Annotated in this window: 17 protein-coding genes and 2 pseudogenes; all 19 read right to left on the bottom strand. The window is 38.3% G+C overall.

What is annotated here, in order from left to right; translation table 11 throughout:
- Positions 1 to 102: 102 nt before the first annotated feature.
- The gene (locus KI363_RS18135) at positions 103 to 831 is read right to left on the bottom strand and encodes an SIS domain-containing protein (RefSeq protein ID WP_212967220.1); all 729 of its coding nucleotides are present in this window, start codon (positions 829 to 831) and stop codon (positions 103 to 105) included.
- The gene (locus KI363_RS18130; RefSeq protein WP_212967219.1) at positions 828 to 1556 is read right to left on the bottom strand and encodes a KDGP aldolase; all 729 of its coding nucleotides are present in this window, start codon (positions 1554 to 1556) and stop codon (positions 828 to 830) included. Before KI363_RS18130 ends, KI363_RS18135 begins: the two co-directional genes overlap by 4 nt.
- Before the next feature lie 12 nt (positions 1557 to 1568).
- Entirely contained in the window at positions 1569 to 2285 is a 717-nt protein-coding gene (locus tag KI363_RS18125) for a creatininase family protein (protein ID WP_212967218.1), read from the bottom strand.
- 79 nt (positions 2286 to 2364) lie between these two features.
- Positions 2365 to 3357, bottom strand: coding sequence for a phosphotriesterase family protein (locus tag KI363_RS18120; RefSeq protein ID WP_212967217.1), 993 nt, complete (start codon positions 3355 to 3357; stop codon positions 2365 to 2367).
- A gap of 80 nt (positions 3358 to 3437) precedes the next feature.
- Positions 3438 to 4733 (bottom strand): PTS ascorbate transporter subunit IIC, encoded by a 1296-nt coding sequence (ulaA, locus tag KI363_RS18115; protein WP_212967216.1) that lies wholly within the window; start codon positions 4731 to 4733, stop codon positions 3438 to 3440.
- Between the two features lie 23 nt (positions 4734 to 4756).
- Positions 4757 to 5026: a PTS sugar transporter subunit IIB gene (locus KI363_RS18110; RefSeq protein ID WP_212967228.1), complete on the bottom strand. Its 270-nt coding sequence runs from the start codon at positions 5024 to 5026 to the stop codon at positions 4757 to 4759.
- 5 nt (positions 5027 to 5031) lie between these two features.
- Positions 5032 to 5472 carry a PTS sugar transporter subunit IIA gene (locus KI363_RS18105; protein WP_207452425.1) on the bottom strand — a complete coding sequence of 147 codons (441 nt, stop codon included), beginning with the start codon at positions 5470 to 5472 and terminating at the stop codon, positions 5032 to 5034.
- A 25-nt stretch (positions 5473 to 5497) separates the two neighbouring features.
- Positions 5498 to 7612: a BglG family transcription antiterminator gene (locus KI363_RS18100; RefSeq protein ID WP_212967215.1), complete on the bottom strand. Its 2115-nt coding sequence runs from the start codon at positions 7610 to 7612 to the stop codon at positions 5498 to 5500.
- 242 nt (positions 7613 to 7854) lie between these two features.
- Positions 7855 to 8604: a copper homeostasis protein CutC gene (locus KI363_RS18095; RefSeq protein WP_212967214.1), complete on the bottom strand. Its 750-nt coding sequence runs from the start codon at positions 8602 to 8604 to the stop codon at positions 7855 to 7857.
- Positions 8605 to 8639: 35 nt separating this feature from the next.
- Positions 8640 to 8978: pseudogene (locus KI363_RS22130) on the bottom strand (nucleoside deaminase); the annotation flags it as partial.
- Between the two features lie 764 nt (positions 8979 to 9742).
- Entirely contained in the window at positions 9743 to 10540 is a 798-nt protein-coding gene (locus tag KI363_RS18090) for a hypothetical protein (RefSeq protein ID WP_212967213.1), read from the bottom strand.
- A gap of 182 nt (positions 10541 to 10722) precedes the next feature.
- Positions 10723 to 11021: pseudogene (locus KI363_RS18085) on the bottom strand (23S rRNA (pseudouridine(1915)-N(3))-methyltransferase RlmH); the annotation flags it as partial.
- 551 nt (positions 11022 to 11572) lie between these two features.
- Positions 11573 to 11950, bottom strand: coding sequence for a retropepsin-like aspartic protease (locus KI363_RS18080; RefSeq protein WP_212967212.1), 378 nt, complete (start codon positions 11948 to 11950; stop codon positions 11573 to 11575).
- On the bottom strand, positions 11947 to 12204 hold the full coding sequence (locus KI363_RS18075) for a hypothetical protein (protein ID WP_212967211.1): 258 nt from the start codon (positions 12202 to 12204) through the stop codon (positions 11947 to 11949). The genes KI363_RS18080 and KI363_RS18075 overlap by 4 nt, the downstream gene beginning before the upstream one ends.
- A gap of 226 nt (positions 12205 to 12430) precedes the next feature.
- A complete protein-coding gene (locus tag KI363_RS18070) occupies positions 12431 to 15520 on the bottom strand; it encodes a DEAD/DEAH box helicase (RefSeq protein ID WP_212967210.1) in 3090 nt (1029 codons plus the stop codon).
- Positions 15521 to 15620: 100 nt separating this feature from the next.
- Complete coding sequence (locus KI363_RS18065) at positions 15621 to 17903, bottom strand: M28 family peptidase (protein ID WP_212967209.1); 2283 nt, start codon at positions 17901 to 17903, stop codon at positions 15621 to 15623.
- Positions 17904 to 18252: 349 nt separating this feature from the next.
- A complete protein-coding gene (locus KI363_RS18060) occupies positions 18253 to 19014 on the bottom strand; it encodes a MerR family transcriptional regulator (protein ID WP_212967208.1) in 762 nt (253 codons plus the stop codon).
- Between the two features lie 14 nt (positions 19015 to 19028).
- Entirely contained in the window at positions 19029 to 19436 is a 408-nt protein-coding gene (locus KI363_RS18055) for an alpha/beta fold hydrolase (RefSeq protein ID WP_246516944.1), read from the bottom strand.
- Positions 19437 to 19449: 13 nt separating this feature from the next.
- A partial coding sequence (locus KI363_RS18050) for an ATP-binding protein (protein ID WP_212967227.1) occupies positions 19450 to 19628 on the bottom strand: 179 nt, incomplete at its 5' end.

Here is a 19628-nt window from a genome sequence, read left to right as displayed (position 1 = left end):
GCCGATGGCGCCTGGAGCTAGATCGAGCATTAGCCAAAATTTATGCTTTCCTATCCTGTAAACAAGCCTGCTACCAAACCATGGTAACAGGCCGTCTTTCTCTTATAGTTTTACTCGTTCACTATACATATCAATCAATCGCTGATTATGTCCATCAGCACCTTCAATATTCCCGCTTAGGAAAATTGGTGGGTCAAAATTATTTTCTGCCATATACTTGATGGATTCTGCAAAAATGGCATTTAAAATTGCTGAGCCAATAACAGTGGAACTAGGTGAAAAGTTCACCTTTACTTTGTCGTGTGACAATAGTGCATCTCCAACCGGGGCATGATTATTGATTACTAGATCCACTGCATCGTACAAATATTCCCCGGATGTATGACGTGATGGTTGGCTAGACGAATATTCCTTTGAAGTAATTCCAATAACGAAGGCACCCTTTGCCTTGCCAATATGCGCCACATCGACAGGAACCGGATTTCTTCCCGAGGTCGAGATTACGATTAGTACATCTTTCTCACGGATATCCTGTTGTTCCATAAATACCTTCGCATAATCGTTTTTTCTTTCCAATTCAGAAGAACGCAAAGCACCTTCATGGAGCATGAGCGGCTCATGCAAAATTGGATGGATGGGAACGAGGCCACCCGCACGATAATAGACTTCTTCAGTCAATATATGTGAATGCCCGCAACCGAATAAATGAACCACTCCACCATTTTGAATGACATCGGCTACTTTTTTGGCTGCGTTATTCATTGCCTCATATTCATCTTTTTCTACAGTAGCTAATAATTCATTGATTTTGTTAAAATATTGATTGATCATAATGCTCCCTTCACCTCACTGATGATTTCGCGTACCTTGGATGGAATTGTCGCTTCCGTTTCTTTATCAATCGTCGATCCAAAGATGTGTGGCATGAACAACTCGATGTCAATGTCTTTTACACCGGCAATAATATCCTTGATATTGCTTGCATCGATTCCTCCTGCAGGTTCTATTCCACGGATTCCTCTTTTAGCTGCTATTTTAGTCAAATAGATTAGTTCCTCTAAGTGCTGTGTACCCTTGATCGGCATCATTTTGATACTTTCTATTCCAAGTGCTACAGCTATTTCAATGAAATCCTCAACTCGGATAAATTTACCGGAATTAGCCATCTTTATTGTCCCAACCTCGCCCGTTGGTTGAACAAGCGCATTGACTAACTGTTTTGGAATATTTTTTCCCTCCAAGTATCCTTTGGCATATGGGGAGGTTTCAAAGGGCTGGTTGATATGACCCGGAATAGAAGCAACAGCGATATCCAATACTTTTTTCCAATTGGTTGTGTCTCCCCCACCGCCAAGGCCGATGCTCACCAGCTCGGTTACAGATTTTAATTCGGCAACTTTTTCTGCAGCCGCTTCTATCGATTCAAATTTGTCTGATACAATTCCCGGGACCACATAACCGGAACCAGCCTCCATTATTGCAGCAGCATTGTCACGGTCATTTGCTAAAAAGTTAAACAAAAACTTATCATAAAGTCTCTTTGTCAAAACCTTCACCCCTTACTTCTATCACTTCTCTTTTATCATCTGGCACATATTCTCCAGAGCAATGTCGATTATATATTTTCCTTTTTCTTCGGTTGCAAGGCTGGCATCACCGAGGACAGCTGTTTTTGTGAATTCTTCCCAGGGCGTGGGCGTTGAGTCTGCATGCATCGGTATGTCCGGAATATCCGTAAGTGCCTTGTCCATGTCCACATGTTCCGGCGCCAAATAAAGCATGTAAGATGTTTCGATTTCACAGGCATGGAAGTATGTGTTGTGTGCTGAACCTTTTTCCCGGACTTCAGACGCAGCCTTGTTCATGCCAGGATAGAAGAAATAAAACACGCGCATCTTGGGGCAAGATTCATACAATACACGTGCGGCTTCTTTCAATGCTGTTTGGTTCCCTAAATGCCCATTGACCATCGCAAATGTCCTGAACCCTTGTTTATAAAGGCTCTCACCAATATCAACAAGAAAACCGATAAGAGAGTTGTTGCTTATATTAATACTCCCTGGGAAATTGCGTAGGCTCCATACTTGGCCATAAGGCAATGTCGGCAGTACCAAACCATTTACACGCTCCGCCAATTTTGCCGCCAACCGCTCAGCAAGCAAATTATCCGTTCCAAGTGGCAGATGGGGGCCATGTGCTTCTACCGCCCCAATTGGTAAAATGGCTACGTTGGATTGATTGATTTTTTCTTTTATATCAAAGGAATTCTCGTATTGGAAATTCATTTCGCTTACACCACCGTATTTCGTCAGAGTTTCATTCTAATGAAGTCAAGCCAACCTAATTCCTGTAACACCAGGGACCTTACTTTTTAAACGCAAAGCTGCGTGCAGGGTTTTTGACGAAAAATTTATCGATTAACATCTCGCCGTCAAAGCCATTTTTATTTGCTTCGTCTATGAACCGCGGCACCCAGTTACCGATTATATTTTTTAATCCTAATCCATGATCGTAATGTTTGTAGTAGGATTTTCTAGCTGTATCCCCACTGACCAATATTTGGTCTTCATACCCTTTTTCTACCAAATTGAATATACACTTGATGCGGGTACTTTCAGGGGCATATTTGATTTTTGAAATGCCATCGAAGGAAAGCAGTGCGCCTGTTTGTGCCATTTTTTCATGGTAATATGGATCTGGATTACGGTCCATGTGGCCAAAACTGATATATTCTAAATTAACACCTTCACTTTTTAGTAACTCGGCCTGTTCGAGCCCCATCGTCCCCGCTTCTGTATGGGAATGCAACGGAGCCTTGGTCTCATGATGTGCTCGCGCTACTGCACGCAATGTCTTTTCTTCCAAAGGGGTTATCCTGTTGTAACCTGTCCCAAACTTCACTTGGCCACCACGAATATTCGTACCTTCTAGTCCCTCTTCAATTTCGCGGATGACAAAATCAGCAAGCTCATTGATAGATTTGGCATCAATCCATTCATAATACGTGTTATAATCACCGACTACCTTTTTCACATGCTCAGGTATTTGGGCATCCCATAGAAAGCTCTTATTGAATCCTGCTGTGCCCACGATGGTTATCCCTGTTTCCTCGGCAATTTCTTTTACCGCTTGTACATCACGGCCATAATCGACTGCAGTTGCGTCGACAATTGCTTGCCCCCCCAAATTTTTGAAGTCCAGTACATCTTGCTTGGACTTTTCTTTATCATCCAATAGCAGATCATCTGCTTCATGTTCTACCCAATATGGCGGGCGGCAGACAATATGTTCATGTGAATAGGTAAAGCCTAATTTCTTTGGATCTATATCACCATGCATTGTTCTAATAAAACTCATATTCATCACTCCCGAATCGAATTTTTTATTAATAGAAATGGGAAAAAGGGAGAATGGACATCTCCCTATTCACTTTTATATTAGAAAAGCAGTTGTGCCAACCAACGGACGATCGGGCCTAAAACAAACATGTCTGAATCCGCTGCCCACATTGCCGTATCCGGAATGGTATCTGACAATAGCATTTTCACCATGATGAATTGCCCCCAAGCTACGACAGTAGAAGTAATGAAACCAGCTATGATGGCACCTCTGGCACCCCCAGTGGCATTACCAAACACACCTGCAGTCGCGGAGTGGAAGAACAATACAATCATTGTCGGAACAAATACGTAACCAACTGTATTTCCCAAAATAACCAACCAAATCAAGGCTCCGATGAATGATCCTAAAAAGCCTAGGATGACCGCGTTCGGTGCGAATGGGAATACAACCGGACTGTCTAACGCGGGTTTCGCACCAGGGACGATTTTAGTCGCTATACCTTTAAACGCTGGCACCATCTCGCCGATAAACATACGTACACCCAGTAATACAACTGCAATCCCTGCGGCAAAGGTGAACGACTGGATGATGGCGTACACGATAAAGTTCTGTTCTCCAGCAGCTTCGACTAACGCTTGCGATCCTGGTGTATCTTTAAAGGAAATGATGATCGCACCGATTAAAAACAGTAATCCCATTGTCAATGCCGTAATGACATTGGAATCTCTTAAAAATTCCAGACCTTTGGGCAGCTTGATTTTTTCAGAGTCATTTTCTTTATTACCAAGATACTTACCTGCAAGGGCACTTAGCAATGAAACAGAAGCGGATGTATGCCCTAATGCAATATTGTCATTGCCCATGATTTTACGCATGAAAGGCTGTGTCAATGCCGGTTGAATAGTCCAATATAATCCCATGAACACAGCCAGAAAGATGACAAGTTTCCCAAATGAAACATCGCCGGCGGTTTGGATCACAATACCCGCAAAAATGGTCGTCGTCCAGAACATCATATGACCAGTTAAATAAATGAATTTAAGTCTAGTAAACCTGGCTAGTAAAACGTTAATGATAAATCCTAACGTCATTGCTAATGTGACAGCACTGCCATACTTCGCGTTAAACCCTTCTTGCCCCATGAAATTCCCGAGAGGCTCTTCCGAAAGGTTGAATACTTCCTTCCATAATGGCTCAAATACCGTAAGTGCATTAGTGATTACACCTGCACCCGCACTAATGATTAGAAAACCAATGACAGCTTTAAAAGTTCCGCTGATTATTTGACTCGTACTTTTCTTTTGAAGCAGCAATCCTAAAAGGACGATGAATCCTAGCAAGATTGCTGCTTGTCCGAAAATATTCGTGGCAATCCAAAAAATGACATCCATTTCATATTACCCCCAATACCTATTTAATCTGTGACATTTTCATCTATTGCCTTTTTTATCTCATCCATATCAAAATAGTTATTTACAATGAAGACCTTTGCACTATGGCCAACGAGACCTTCTGCAAGTTCGTTGCTGGTGATGATGTAATCCGCTTGCATACTTGAAGCTGTCGAGACATCTGTATGTTCGACATCTGCGCTAATCCCCTTATCTGCTAATGCCTGTTCCACATTCATTTTCAAAATCAAACTTGTTCCTTGTCCTAATCCGCATACAGTCAATACCTTAATCATGTTCATCGCTCCATTTCCAAAATGTTTTTTATATCTTCATAACTTGTAGCTGACCTCAATTTATCTACATTAACAGGGTCATTTAATAGAGTTGTCAACTTTTGCAGTAAGATGAGGTGCTCATCACTTGATGATGCACCAAGACCGAATACAAGGTGTACCGGGTCATTTGCGGAATGCCCAAATACGACAGGCTTCTTTAGCTGCACAAGAGACACGGATGCTTCCTTCACCCCATCTTCGGGCCGCGCATGTGGTATCGCTATGCTGGGTGCCAACACGAAATAAGGGCCATTTTCCTTATATGAATTCCTCATCGCTTCAGTATATGATTTCTCTACAAGTCCCTCATCCACTAAGAGATTTCCGGCTGCTTCAATAGCACCTTCTGCATCGGCCACTTCCAGACCAATCTTTACGATGCTTTCTTCTAAAAACTTCATCAACTTCACTCACCTTATCATGCTGTTAATTTCGCACTGCACCGTATGTTTTAATAGGTTCGGCAATTTCATTTACATCTGTCGCAATCATTACTTGTTCTTTGTTTTTTTTGTCCGAAAATAGTTTCGTAAGCTGGGATAAAGCTTTTAAATGCTGTTCATTATCTTTTGAGGCTAAAACAACAATGACTTTTGCAGGTTTTCCCAATATATCGACTGGCTCTTCCAAATGCAGCATGCTCATTCCAGTTTTCACCACGCCATTATCCGGGTTGGCATGCGGAAGGGCAAAGTATTCCGATATGATGATATATGGGCCATTTGCTTCCACATTTTCAATCATCTTGAATATATATTCTTCTTGGATATATCCTTGTTTAAGTAATGGCTCTGCGGCAATGCTTATAGCCTTTTTCCAACTAGATACCTGTTTTCTTAATAAAATCCTATCCGGTGGTAGAAGTTCAGCGAGGTTTGGCTTTGGCGTTTCACTTTCCATATTGATCGGAGGATGCAAGTATCTTCTAAGTTCTTTGGATAGCGCTTTGTCATCTTCTATCACCGCATATCTTTTCACAATATCCATGATTGTCTCCACCGAGTAAATTTGCTTTTTCGGCGAATAGCCAAACAAGCTGTTCACCTTGATCAACAACTGCTCTTTGTCTTCATTATTTAAAACAGGGTTGATGACAAAGACTGGAACCCCTTTGTCTTCGAGCGCTATCGTGGATACAATGAAATCGACATCTAAATCCATTTTTTCATATTCTCTTAATGATGCTACTCCGGTAGTTTGGATATCCGAAAACAGTCCTTCCAGTTGGCTTTCCAGCAGCCGTGATGTGCCTAATCCATTCGTACATACAATAAGCATCCTTTTTACGGTTTGTTCAAGCATCAGACCTTCTTTTCGAAGCCACCCACCAAAATGCATCGCAATAAATGCGACTTCACTTTCTGCGATCGACTGACCAATCAAATCTTCAAAATGGTGCACGACCTTTTTTGTTAAATGAAAAACCTCAGGATAATTTTGTATGACCGAATCCCGCAATGCATTTTCAATTTCAATCCCATATTTTATTCGGTAGTATGCAGGCTTTAAATGTAGCAACAAATTTTGGATCAATTGTTGTGGCTCCTGAAATTCTATCGCAGCATACAGTTGAAAGTCTGAAACCATTTTCTCCACAACTTGCAATAATTCCTGCATCTCTTCGCTTTCTAATCTTGTACGAAGGTTGTAATTGACTTTCGCGCTTAAAAGAAACCTCGTGAAATAATGGACTTCATTATCCGGGATCGTCATATTCAATGACTCGGATAAATGTTTACATAGTAAATGGACGCCTGCATATTCATCCGTTGTTTCAATGACTTCCTTTTCAATGGGGTCTACCTCCACAAACTCCTTTTGAGAGATACGTCTTAAGAAAAAGAAAAACCAAATGACAATATTGTCCAAAACCTCATCCGTAAATTCAATCATAAATCGTTGTTCATAATCATGTATTAACTGACGTAATACGCCTATCAAATGTGTATTAAAAATTGAATAAGGCTGCAATGCTTGATTCCTCTTGGGAGCATCTTGTAAATCGGATAGGGCATCATACCAGCCTTCATGTGGGGTGACCATTGATAGATAATTGATTAACAACATTCTTATCTTATTTTCATTTCCCCTGATGACGTATCCTGTTTTTCGTTCTGTATGAATGCTTAACTGGTAAGCTTTGACTTCCTCTTTCAGCTTTTTAACATCCTCTAGGATTGTGTTCCTGCTTACTTGAAAGAGTTGCCTGATATCTTCTAAAAAACAAGCTTGGTCCGCTCCCGCAGCATGAATGAATATCCAAGCCTTTCTCTCTGCAGGAGAGAATTCATAATAAGTCATTCCAGTGAAAAAATAGTTCCTTATTAGTTCTTTCCTAGTCGGCTCATCTATATACAAGCCCTGTCCTCTTACCTGTTTGATTTTGGCAAGGTGATGTTCCGCCAACCAATCATTAACTTTTTCAAGGTCACTGTAGATGGTGCGTCGCGACACATTTAGCAATGCGGCAAGCGCCTGGACAGTAATATATGACTCCGCTTTCGAAAGCTTATTTAAAATTGCCATACTACGTTGATCCATCATTATCCTCCTAATCAATTGTTCATTTGTAGTATGCCTATACCCGAATTATAATAGGACTTCATTCTTAAGATAAGACCAAATGAACCACATAGAAGTGTGCAAAATTGTACTGATAAGCAGGCAGATTTAAATTTGGATATTCCTGTCTCCAAAATTTGTGAATACCTTTGTCTGTTCACTTATAAATTCTCCATAAATAAAAACCCGGAAGTATATCCGAGTTTTATTTTCAATTTACATTATCTATTACCTCTCACTGCGTTAACGAATTCTACTGCTTTAATGTAATCTACTACGTTATATTCGGCTTCATGTGGTTTTTCAGCAAAAGCAAAGGAGACATTCCCTATTGTGGTTGGGTCCAATCTCCATGATTTACAAGAACTATGGAATTGAAGAATTCCAGTTTTATGATGGATATTATTGCAATTCAAAGCAGTAACCCCACCGCCAGCTAGAATTTCGATTTTGTCCCCGTAGCTATGCTGCAATTCCGCTAATAATTCTACCCCACGCTCTGCAGTTGTATTTAATCCGCTGGTCAATACCCGCTTTACTCCCAAATCAATAAGTAATTCCATTGACCTAAAAGGATTTTTGACCCCATCAAATGCTCTGTGAAAAATTGCATCCTTATTACCTTTATGAATCACATCTATTATTTTCTTATTCTTTTCTTTATCAATATCCCCATTCTCATCTAAACACCCAAATGCCACGCCCTCAATATCATACTCCACCATAGACTCAATATCCGCAAGTATCGTGTCAAGTTCATGGTCATTATAATTAAATCCGCCCGGACGCGGCCTAGCCATGACTACAAGGGGAACTTGACAAGATTCAACTGCTAACTTGATAGTCCCAAGAGATGGTGTTAATCCAAATAAATACATGGCATTGTTTAATTCTATTCGATCCGCTCCTGCTCTCTGTGCGATTAAAGCATCCTCTATACTGCCACAACATATTTCAGCGACTTTCTTCATTCTATTCTTCTCCCTTCCCCATTGTTTTAAAGTCTCACCCATTGTACTAGCTGTTCGGACGAACTTGCATAAACAATCCGGCCTAAACCAACCCAACCGTGGGCCGCAGCGCACATGGGGCAATGTTCACCAGAGGTGTAAACTGTCGTCTTGCTTCTTTTTTCAGGTGTCATGTGATTAGCTGCCCATCGCGCTATTGCCAATTCAGGGTGTTGGGTATGATCACGCCTGCAACGTGGTTACGATCTTAAAAAAACACATTTCCATCGGCTGAAACACGGACTGAACCAAATGGCTCGTTACCTTTCTCCAACGCTGTTTCTGCTAGTCCAACACAACGTCCGCTAGTGCTTCAAATCTGAATCATTTATCATACTTATCTTACCCCTATCCGTCTTTATGGATTAGTTTTATTAATAGTCCATCTATTCATATTACAGATATATTTAAACATTATTGATTACTGCCAATAGAATTTACCACCCTTGCCAAGTTATTTGCCATCGATTGACAACGTGTTTACCAGTCTTTAGTAGAACTCTATGTTTGATGAATAGAGTCTGAGCTGCATCGCTGCTTGCCCTTGACTGCAGTGCCAATTCTTAGTTTTTAGTGATTGGGTGATGAGGGTCCCGACCACTAAAAGCTTAGAATTGATCGGTCGTGGTACGCTAACTGTGCGGATGGAGCCAATAAGGCTGAATTTTTGCCATCCGCCGGAGAATCCACTGCCACGACCGCAAACAAGGTCAAGGGTGGCGGACTAGCGGATTACACGCAAAGTATAAGTCTCCCTTCACCAGCATTACTTGATCGTCTTACCCATCGCTCAAACATCCATTTGCTTAATGGTGAATCTTTTCAATTCCGACAAAGTATGAAACAACTGGAGTCAATTGAGAGATGATTGGCGCGCGAGGTTATTTAGGGTTCTTGCCCCGAAGGGGCAAGAACCCTAAACACCTAATCCCTCCCAATTGTAAAGGGTATTCTACAAAAAGTGGCTCACTTTTGAAGTGATCGCTCTGGCTCAATTTAATATTGACAAAGTTGTTAGTAAAACTCTTTTCTTTGATACTTCTATTATGATATATATGGGAACATAAAATATTATTATATTTTGCCAATTATTTTCCCATTAAATGTTTGTTTGAGAGTTTTCATGGATCTTTAAAGAAGATATATGGCCTTTTGCGTTAGAATTCACCCTAATTTTTTTATAACGACTTCGAAACCACACCTCATATTGACCTGTTTCAATTTCCTCAAACGATACTAATACTAAGTCTTGTTGATTTATCTTTGAATATCGACTTACGTTTTCTTTAAGTGAATCGAAATTTATTGATCCTATTTGCACCGTTCTAAAATGAGTATCATGTTGCTTTTTTACTTTTGTGAATGCTTTTTTCACACCATCCCATGTCGCAGAGGAGGCAACACCTATTAAATATCCAATCCAGAAATCACTAGCGCCTCTTTCAAAAGTTTTCCTAGTTTCTGTAATCGTCTGTACTTCGACATTTTCTTTCTTAAATGTCTTGATAATAGTCTCTAAATCCTTTGGTGAAGAATACTGTATATAAATATAACCATCAAAGCTAGGTGACTTTTCTACCTTCTCTATTTCTTGCAACTTTGGCTGGTAAGGTTCCAAAAAGTGAATCAAATAATTTATATCAGATTCATTTTCTTCATTGTCAACCAGTAGTCCAATATCTATATATGTACCAGATTTCGTAGAATGTATCTCCAGATCCAGTCCATCCCCCTTATGGGTCATTATTGTGTGAATGAGTTGTTTTTCAAATTCCTCAATACTAAGCTTAGTTTCATGAATTCCTGTGTATAGTTTTTTTCGATTTGATTCAAAAATACCTTGTTCCTTATTTACTCCCCAGTAGGAATCAGTAATAGTTATATAAAGTGGATTCATAATATACTAGATTGCCCGTCCTCTCTTTTCATGTCATTTGCTTAGTTATATCAAAAATAGTGGTTGACAACTTCTTCTTTGTGATAGTGTCCACTTATTTCCAACTTAGGTATAGGGTACCACATGTGTGAATTATAAACTAAAAACCTCATTTACTTATGATAAGGCTCCCCCTCATAATCCTAAATACCCCGATACACCTGCTCCAACAACACCAATCTCATCTACTGATGTGGAAAGTTCATTTTTGAAAAGGACAAAGCGTAATCACTGCGCTGCTGAACTTCCCTGCTCAAACCAAGAGATCCCCCAATGATAAAGGCGATTTTGCTTCTGCCATAGGTGGCAAGTTCGTCCATTTTTGGGCGAGTTGTTCGGAGGTGAGCATGGCGCCGTTGATTTCTAAGGTGATGACGTAGGTGTTTAGGGATATGTGGGCGAGAACCCGCTCTCCTTCTTTACCTTTAACGATTTCCATGTCTTATTCCTGCTTCTATTTAAACGAAGTGAAAAGTTTTCAATCTATGAAAATACGATTGTTTTGACTTTAAAAGGGCAAGAACTTTCAATTCCAAAAGAACAGATTAGCCATATCGAATATCAGGAAGTAAAAGTTAGAAGAAGCCCGGTCGTGAATTATTATCCGATACTTGTATTAAACAATGAAAATAAAGTGTTAATTAATAAGGCATTTAATTCAGTTATTAATCAAGATTTCAAGAAAATTACTGAGTCATACCATTGAATAGCACGATTTTAAAAAGGGGAAATCATCTATTTTAGTGACAGCTGAGATCCAAGGGATTGGAGGGTAAGAGATGAAATGCGCGATAAAGCGAGAGAGGAAAGAGAGCAACTGAAGGAAAAGTAAAGTTTGCTTTTTTGGAGTGGCACGTTTCCACTCCTTCATTGTGTGTGCCAGGTACTGAACTATTCAGAATAGCTCCACAACCTGGCACTCTTGTCTTTATAAGGCTTACCATAATTCGCCCGATGAAGTTAATAGAAAGGCGAACGGAGGGCCAACTATATTTACATATAAACCAATAACTTCTTCATATCAATTATAAGGCTTGAAGCTTTTATAAAGTCAAATCCCAGAATTCCGTCAATATCCATTCCATAATCCATATTCCCTATTTCAACTTCAAAATTTTCTTGGCAAATGTCTCCGAAATGAATATTATCAAAAATCTTTACATATACGTACTCGACGCCACCGACTCCTCGAATAGTGTCTACAATATCGTTTTTTTCGGGTTCAACGCCAATTTCTCCTACTACATCTGCATTAAAAATAGTCCCCGCAGATCCAGTGTCTAATAAGACTTTATCAAGTTCTCTCTTTTTCCCACGAAACTCTACCTTAAGACGAACAAATGGAAGGCCATACTGAATATCAATTTTCATCTTAAACCTCTAATCCCTACATATCTCTCGCGTGCAACTAAGTTAGGGCGCGATGTATGAAAAAAGCAATATTCTCGATAAGGTTTCTCTTGTCGTAATTCATCATAACGGCGCATAGCTTCACGAGAATTTTCAAATCGATCAATCACTACTATTTCTTCAATATATCTTTTCCCTTCTTTTGAGTGCGCCTTAATTACTTCTAATACAACCCATTCATTTGGAAATCGCCTTTGTACGTCTTGCCAACGCATCTCATCCCCTCCGTTCAGGTATGCTTGTCTACATTATACCACAGGAATCAAAAGCACTTTCCTACAAAAAATGCACAGACTCCTTTCGCATCGTGGCTGGTCCATCTGTTGTTGTATGAGGTGGCATTCCTAGATACACATTCATCATGGGGGATCGTAACCTTATAATTTTTTCGGCAAAGTGTTTAATTGATTTGCAAAGCCAATACATTATTTTTTCATTTGCTTACCTATTATAGTCATCAATAATCGAAATCGTTTTATTTGCCACTTCACTTCCAAGTGAGGCATACAATTTCTTATCGCCAATCACATAAAATTCTTCCTTAGCTCGTGTAGCTGCAACATTCATCATATTTGGATCAGAAACAGCCCATCTTGCTGCCCCACGGCTATTAGAGTCCGCTCCGAGAACAAAATAGACAATTTTTGCTTCTTTCCCTTGAAAAGTATGGACAGTTCCAATATTTGTTATCTTCCCATTTTCTCGTTTTGTGAAGTTCATTTTATCTAAAACTTGTGCAAGTTTATAAGCGACATTTCTAAATGGAGATATAACATAGATTTCTTCCGCTAAATCTGGATCTTCCCGCAAACGCCTTTCAATCAGACTTTTTAGTAAGTCAGCTTGTTCTTTAACAAATTTGTCATTTGCTTTTCCTGTTGAATCATACCATTGTGATTTTCCTTGGGACTCATCTTCTGACTTACCTTGTACCATCAGCCCATCATACGAGATTTCATTTGAAATCGTAAACATCGGATAGTTCGAACGTCTGTGTACCCAAAGTGGTATACCGATCCATTCATCCTCGTTTTTTTGGAAACCATACTGACTTGTGGCATCGACAATCGTTTGCGTAGATGCATCAGCAGAGACAAATTTTTCATCAACCTTGTAATATCTTCCAATCAAAGTCAGAACATTTGAATCTAACGTTAGCACTGGTTTTATTTGTGATGGGTCCCCAACGACCATAACCTTTTTACTTCTAAAAATCGCGCCAACGCTAGCTTGTGGTAATGCTTGACCAGCCTCATCTATAAATAGATTACCGATTGAATTTTCATTAAGATTTTTAAACATTCTACCAAAACTAGCGAAAGTAGTGCTGACAACTGGGATAGTGAAATTCAACCATTGCCATGATTCTGAAATTAACTGCTGTCCATTCTCTTTTCCAATGTACTCAGACTGTTTATTCCAAATAATCCTTGCCGCTTTCAAATTCTTTCTATTTTCATACAGAAATTGCTTTCTAACTTTTAAAGCTGAAATAAATAACTCTGATTGCAAAATACGGAACTGCTTGGTAAACCATGGATTAGACTTTTGAAGTTCATCATATGAGAGTGAAAAATCGAGTTCTTTTATGCCACTTTGGAGTTTGAGTTCTTCCAATAACGCAATTTCTTGTTCCAATTTTTTTAAATCATTTTGTTGAGTCGTCATCCATTGCTCGAAGTCAGCTTTTATGTTCTGGATTTGTTTTTGGGCATACTCACTTTTTGTAGCATTTTCCTTTAACCCATTTTCGAGTTGCCTGCGGTCATTCAATAATTTAGTCTTTTGTTGAGAAAGATCATTTAAATGATCGTTCGCATCATTGAGATTTTTAAAATACTGCTCAACCTTTGGTTTATTAAATATTTTCTGGAACCATAAAAAACTTGGCTTTTGTGCGATAACTACATCATAATTTCTTTCAGCTTGCGCTTGTACATTCGTTACATTTTCCATTTCAATGGAAAAATTCGATAAATCTGTTTGCAGATCTACACTTTCTTTTTTCAGTCTCTCAAGTTCACGCTTCACTTCCTTTTCCTGTGAAAGCATATGTGTACGTTTCTTCTTTTCTTCTTGTTCAAATGCAATCAATTGCTCCTGATGCTTGCTTTTTAATTTTTTAAGATCATACATTTTTTCGCTATATTCTTGAACTTTTTCTCTTTCCATTTTTAATTCTTCATAGAGACGTAAGAATTCTTGATATACACCTGTATTCGCTTGATAATTTTCTTCTAAATCTTTTTCAATTACTTCAATGTTTAACAGTAACTTGTTAACGTTTGTTGATGCTCCACCTTCCAACGAGAATGTACCCCAATTTTCCTCATTTAAAAGCTCACTTTTAATCTCACGGCTCTTTCCAAAACCTTCACCGGTTAATTTAGAATTAGAAATATCTTTAAAATAATTCGCTTCCTCTAATTGCCTTTGAAAATCAGCAGCAATCTCCTCTTTCTTTGGTAACTCCTTAACAATGTTTTGGACTGCCCCATTGTTTGAACTTGCTACAATAATATTCTTATCTGAAATGGGATGTGGTAAAACACCTAGTTTAGCACTTCGCCAATAAACTAGACCCCCTTGAATTTTTTTATCAGCAAGCTGTGAAATTTCCGCTGCCTGTTGTACAACTAAATCAGCAAAAATATCTTTTAACAATGTGGTTTTCCCAGTTCCTGGCGGCCCATTGACACTACGAATATCATTTTTATCATTTAAAGCTAGATTTACCGCAACCTGTTGCATGAATGAAAGCGCAAAATCAGGATTACTTGGGAATCGCCCCAACGGATAAAATTTAGGTTGCAAAATCATTGTCTCGAAAATATGTGAGTTAAAATGAATGGATTCTTTTTTGCCATCTAGATTTTGCCTATCTCCAGAAAAGCCATTAAAATATCGATCCAAATTTTTATTAGTGATTGTCTTTGCTTTGTCCAGATCTTCAATAAAGAACGAGTGTAAATTTACATCTCCATTATCCAAGTTTTTAACAAATGCATAGCGAAAATTTTCTGTGGAAGCATTATACTTTTGTAAAAGTTCAGAAATTGTAGTATTAAAATCTTCATCAAATTTCCTGTTCAAATCTTCTCTAAATGAGTTTTCAACTTTTAAAAAATCTTTCGGTAAATCCCCATATTGGCGGATATAACCGCTCATCGTATAAAACAATTTGTCCGCTATAAAATTTAACTGGTTATCAAAATATAAAGAGAAGGTGAATTTGTCAGAGTTACTAACTTCTTCGTAGGTTTTAGCAATCTTGTATTTCTCCCTCAATATATCAACTACCTCTTGAAAATTGAAAATATCAAAATATAATACTAGACCCGACTTCTTAAAGAACGTATCTGATACGTCTTGTTGTTCTTTTTGTTTAGTTAAAAAGTCTGAAAAAAACTGATTCCAATCCTCCTCCACTGTATGTAAAGGCCTTAGCGATTTGTCTTTTTTATTAATAGAACCTTCGGATAGTTGCTCTATCGTAATCCAAGCATTTAAGATATCTATCCTTTCATTCATATTCTCCCTCCATTATCAGTAGAAAATTTGATTTATAAAAAGAGCGTTAGGAGCATGTAAAGTTGTGATCAACGGAATTCTTTAATCGCAACCCTAAAAACTAATACCTAAAAGTCTTCAAAACCATATTATAATCCCCATGTGTCGTCATATTAGAAGGTCTTTTCGTATAAGCATGTTCTTCCGGTAGTTCAAACGTCTTACCAATCAAGTAAAAATCGAGACTCTCCCCTTCCTTTATCGTAAAGGTCATCGTAAAGCCTTTACTTAAGCCAAAAAGTTCAATAAAATAGGGATTTTCCTTTGAGTAATGCTTTTCATCTAATTGTAACTCTTCACCATTAATGGATAATTCATTCATTGAAATATCGCTATTTGTACCAAGTTCGATGGCAATTGCATTTGGTGCTGCGATCTCTAATATAATCGTTCTCCATCCATCTTTCGTCACATCCGAAATGAATTCAGATTGGGGAAGATTGGTATCATAGTATGGTGCCTCTGCTGTATACATTTCCCCGTATGTGAAGGATGGAAGCGGGTGATCATCGAACTCTGATTCATCTGCTACAAACTGTTTCGTAAAGGAATCTGGCTTTGTCTGTATTCCCCAAATGGCCTTCTCCAAGTCCCCATCAGCCATGTAATAGACTTGATTTCCAATCGGATGTTCACTGGTTGCCTCCACCGCTATTGTTTTATAGGTTACGATACTGATCCCAAGTAAGAGCAGTGCGATCGCGTATTTCCAGCTTCCTTCTAACCTTGCAAAAACAGGTACAAATAACATCAGACTTAAAGCAGCAACGGTCATAACGATATGGATGACGGTTATGGTTAACGCAATATATACGCTAAAAACTAAAAATGTAAATAGTACGATACCTGGAACAAGAAAAGCACTATACAAGAGAAGATTATTTTCAGTAGAAAACTTCCTGTCTTTCCAAAATACTAGATTCGTTCCAATCAAACTAAAAATGAGTGGCCAAACAAATAAATAACTTGCTCCAGTTAAGAGAACGCTAGAAACACAAGCTAATATGAACCATCCAATCAAAGCCCCCATCACAACTTGATATGCCCCTATTTTCTTTTGTACGACGTAGGTGAAAAGGATCAACACTCCCGTAGTAATAAGTAAAAAACCAATTAAATAGATACTGGCAATATGCTGGTCAAATTCCAATAGCCAGCTCACATCTTCGGCAAAAAAGGTGACAAGCTTTAAAGCGGATAAAGAAATACCATAGGCAACGGCAAGCGATACTAAAAATAAAAGAAATCCAATTAGTGCACCGAACATAGATACAAGCTTTCTTCTGATTCCATGAATGACCGTTGCCATAAGCCCAATGAATGTAACGATTAATAAAGGAATCACAAGGCTATCAGAATAAGAAACGAATGTATGAGCAACGGGATTAAAATAAACAGCATTTTTCTCTGGTTGATTATCAATCTTGCTTAAGTCGATATTGCCAAAGTGAGTCGCAAGTTCATATGCGTATGTAGTATGGTGCATAAGTGTGTTTTTATCAACAAAATCTAAACGATCAATAGTAGTATGATAAGAATTAAAACTCTGCGCACTAGCGAAATTCAACCCTTGCATACCTACACCAACAAATTCCGTTAGATCTGTTCCGTTTGGCATGACATCGTATACTTCTTTTAGGAATGAATTGGAAGCCGGGCTACTTGTTGCTTTTTGGAACTCCTTAATAAGCGCGCCATTTCCACCACTCGTTTCAAACATAAACGTGGCCCCTTTAATTCCCCTTGCCTCGAAATTTAACACGACATCAACATCTTTTGCCCATGGATGCTCATTTACAAACGCATGTGCACCAAGAAGCCCCAATTCCTCCCCATCTGTTATTAAAATAATAACATCATTTTTAAGGGACATGTCCTTAAGTATTCGAGCCGTTTCCATCAATGCAGCAACACCATAGCCATCATCACTCGCACCCGGACTTACGAAAGTACTATCGTAGTGAGCAGCAAGCATGACGGTACCAGAGGAATCGGAACCTTCCATCTTCGTTACGATATTTTGAACACGGGTTGCCCTTTCCATTTCCGGTTTATGAACAATCGTGTCTTGTACTTCCACATCTAAACCCATTTTCTCTATTGTTTGGATTAAATAATTTTTTACCTTCTCATGTTCTTCTGATCCAACCGGATGAGGTTTCTGTGCAATATTTTCTAGAAATCCCCAAGTACTTTCAAAAGAAACCTCCGACGGCTTTGCCTTATCTCGATCTGGTGCTTGTAAAGGCGTCAATCCAATGACAATCCCAAATAAAACTATTAATATTGCCAGTAACCCATAAAAAGGTAATAGTATCCCTGACTTATTTTTACTCATGCCCATCCCCTTGCCCCCTGTTTTGTCTATCTTTATAGTATATCAATCAATTCCGATTATTAGAACAAGGTTCATTGTTCCAGAAACACGTGGAAGAAACTTTTGCTTCATAATAATGAAAATGAGCACTGTAGCCATCATTCACTATAGATTCTTTAACTCCCTTTCTAGTTAACATGACCTATCGTTGCAAATGAAGATTGTTTTTAGCAGGAAGAGGCTGCGATTCCTCGTCGAGAAAGTCACTATAGGGGTGGTAAGTAAGATCTAATACCTTTACATAATTTTTTTAGAAGTTTATTTAATATGTTTGCTACTAGAACAACAAATAACCGTTGATTGCACCTGTAGTTAGTCAATTCTTACCCTCATAATATGATTTAAGAATGTCTTCTAAATAAGGTTCTGCTTCTTCAAGCAGAGCTTTTTCACCTTTATTCCATCTTTCTCGATGCTTATCTACTTGGAGAAAAGAGTTTGTAATCTCTGGTTTGCCTTTTGTCACTTTTTCAACCATATTAATCCACTCTTCGGCTAATTCAATTGCAAGACTTGAGTTTACAGGTACGCCAGCACCTTTATATGAAACTGCTTTTATGGATATTTTTCGAAAAGTATTATAAAAATTGAAAACAAGTTGTTGAGAATCAAATACATCCTCAAATATGGTTAACTGAGTCTCCGAAAAAGGATAGTTACTCCAAATGGACATATCCACTTTATTAATGTCCCTCATAATTTTAGATAATAACTCCCAAGGAGGGGTATATCCCTCTTCAATTAATTGCTTTGAAGTGGTTACGGCATCGATTCTTCCCTGAATCTCTTCTAATTGCGAATACAAATAGATTTCTTGTTTAGAAAGTATATCTAGTAATGATTCTTTTCGATCATTATAATTGATTTCTTCTTTTATCTGTTTAAGAGAGAAACCTATATTACGGTAAAAAATGATCTGTTCCAATATACTCAATTCCTTATCAGTATAAAAACGTCGATTGTTTTCATCCCGACCTGCAGGTTTTAATACCCCTTCATTATCATAGTATTGAATGGTTCGCTTTGTTAACCCTGATATGTTGGAAATATCACTTACATAATAGCGTTCCTTTTTCACTACTCCAAGCTCCTTTATTTATTCATATTTCTATCTACTTCCTGTAAAAAGTCTACTATATTTTTAGCTAGCTTTTCTGGATATTCACCATTAATTGCATGAGAAGCATTTGGAAACATTAACATATCACTTAATGGATTTTTCAAGTTTTCTATTCCAACATCCATCGATTCTTCTGAACGATGCATTGTTGAGTCTTCAGCTAAAATACCCAGTACAGGCATTTTTAACTCTCGCAATTGTTCTTCTGTTATTTGCTTCGGTAAAGGAAGTTTACTTTTATAAGTTCTCATACCTGTTTCAATAAGACTACCTATTGGTATACTTTCATCTGTTTTCGCACCGCCAGCGATATAACTAAGCATTTTCTTGTATTTGGCAAGTAAAAAATGTATGAAATGGCATTTAAAAATGCATGCCACTTGTCGCCTCCAATTATTGCTGTATTAATGATTCTTTATAACGAAAACTCTCACCGTTAAATAGTAGTAAATGTGAATGATGAATAAGTCGATCAATCACAGCCTCTGTTAATATTGGATCCCCAAAAACATGATTCCATTGTCCAAATTGAAGGTTGGTAGTAATCACCAAGCTTTTGTTTTCATAACACA

This window comes from Lederbergia ruris (assembly GCF_018332955.1).
Classification (GTDB): domain Bacteria; phylum Bacillota; class Bacilli; order Bacillales; family Bacillaceae_C; genus Lederbergia; species Lederbergia ruris.
This window is presented reverse-complemented; position numbering and strand designations above follow the sequence as displayed.

What these genes read in the sequence shown, in the direction of transcription:
- KI363_RS18105 (WP_207452425.1), bottom strand. Translation starts at nt 5,472, where the DNA reads ATGAAGTTTTTAGAAGAAAGCATCGTAAAGATTGGTCTGGAAGTGGCC.
- KI363_RS18075 (WP_212967211.1), bottom strand. Translation starts at nt 12,204, where the DNA reads ATGCGTTGGCAAGACGTACAAAGGCGATTTCCAAATGAATGGGTTGTA.
- ulaA (WP_212967216.1), bottom strand. Translation starts at nt 4,733, where the DNA reads ATGGATGTCATTTTTTGGATTGCCACGAATATTTTCGGACAAGCAGCA.
- KI363_RS18070 (WP_212967210.1), bottom strand. Translation starts at nt 15,520, where the DNA reads ATGAATGAAAGGATAGATATCTTAAATGCTTGGATTACGATAGAGCAA.
- KI363_RS18100 (WP_212967215.1), bottom strand. Translation starts at nt 7,612, where the DNA reads ATGGATCAACGTAGTATGGCAATTTTAAATAAGCTTTCGAAAGCGGAG.
- KI363_RS18120 (WP_212967217.1), bottom strand. Translation starts at nt 3,357, where the DNA reads ATGAGTTTTATTAGAACAATGCATGGTGATATAGATCCAAAGAAATTA.
- KI363_RS18080 (WP_212967212.1), bottom strand. Translation starts at nt 11,950, where the DNA reads ATGAAAATTGATATTCAGTATGGCCTTCCATTTGTTCGTCTTAAGGTA.
- KI363_RS18090 (WP_212967213.1), bottom strand. Translation starts at nt 10,540, where the DNA reads ATGAATCCACTTTATATAACTATTACTGATTCCTACTGGGGAGTAAAT.
- KI363_RS18125 (WP_212967218.1), bottom strand. Translation starts at nt 2,285, where the DNA reads ATGAATTTCCAATACGAGAATTCCTTTGATATAAAAGAAAAAATCAAT.
- KI363_RS18135 (WP_212967220.1), bottom strand. Translation starts at nt 831, where the DNA reads ATGATCAATCAATATTTTAACAAAATCAATGAATTATTAGCTACTGTA.
- KI363_RS18065 (WP_212967209.1), bottom strand. Translation starts at nt 17,903, where the DNA reads ATGGGCATGAGTAAAAATAAGTCAGGGATACTATTACCTTTTTATGGG.
- KI363_RS18095 (WP_212967214.1), bottom strand. Translation starts at nt 8,604, where the DNA reads ATGAAGAAAGTCGCTGAAATATGTTGTGGCAGTATAGAGGATGCTTTA.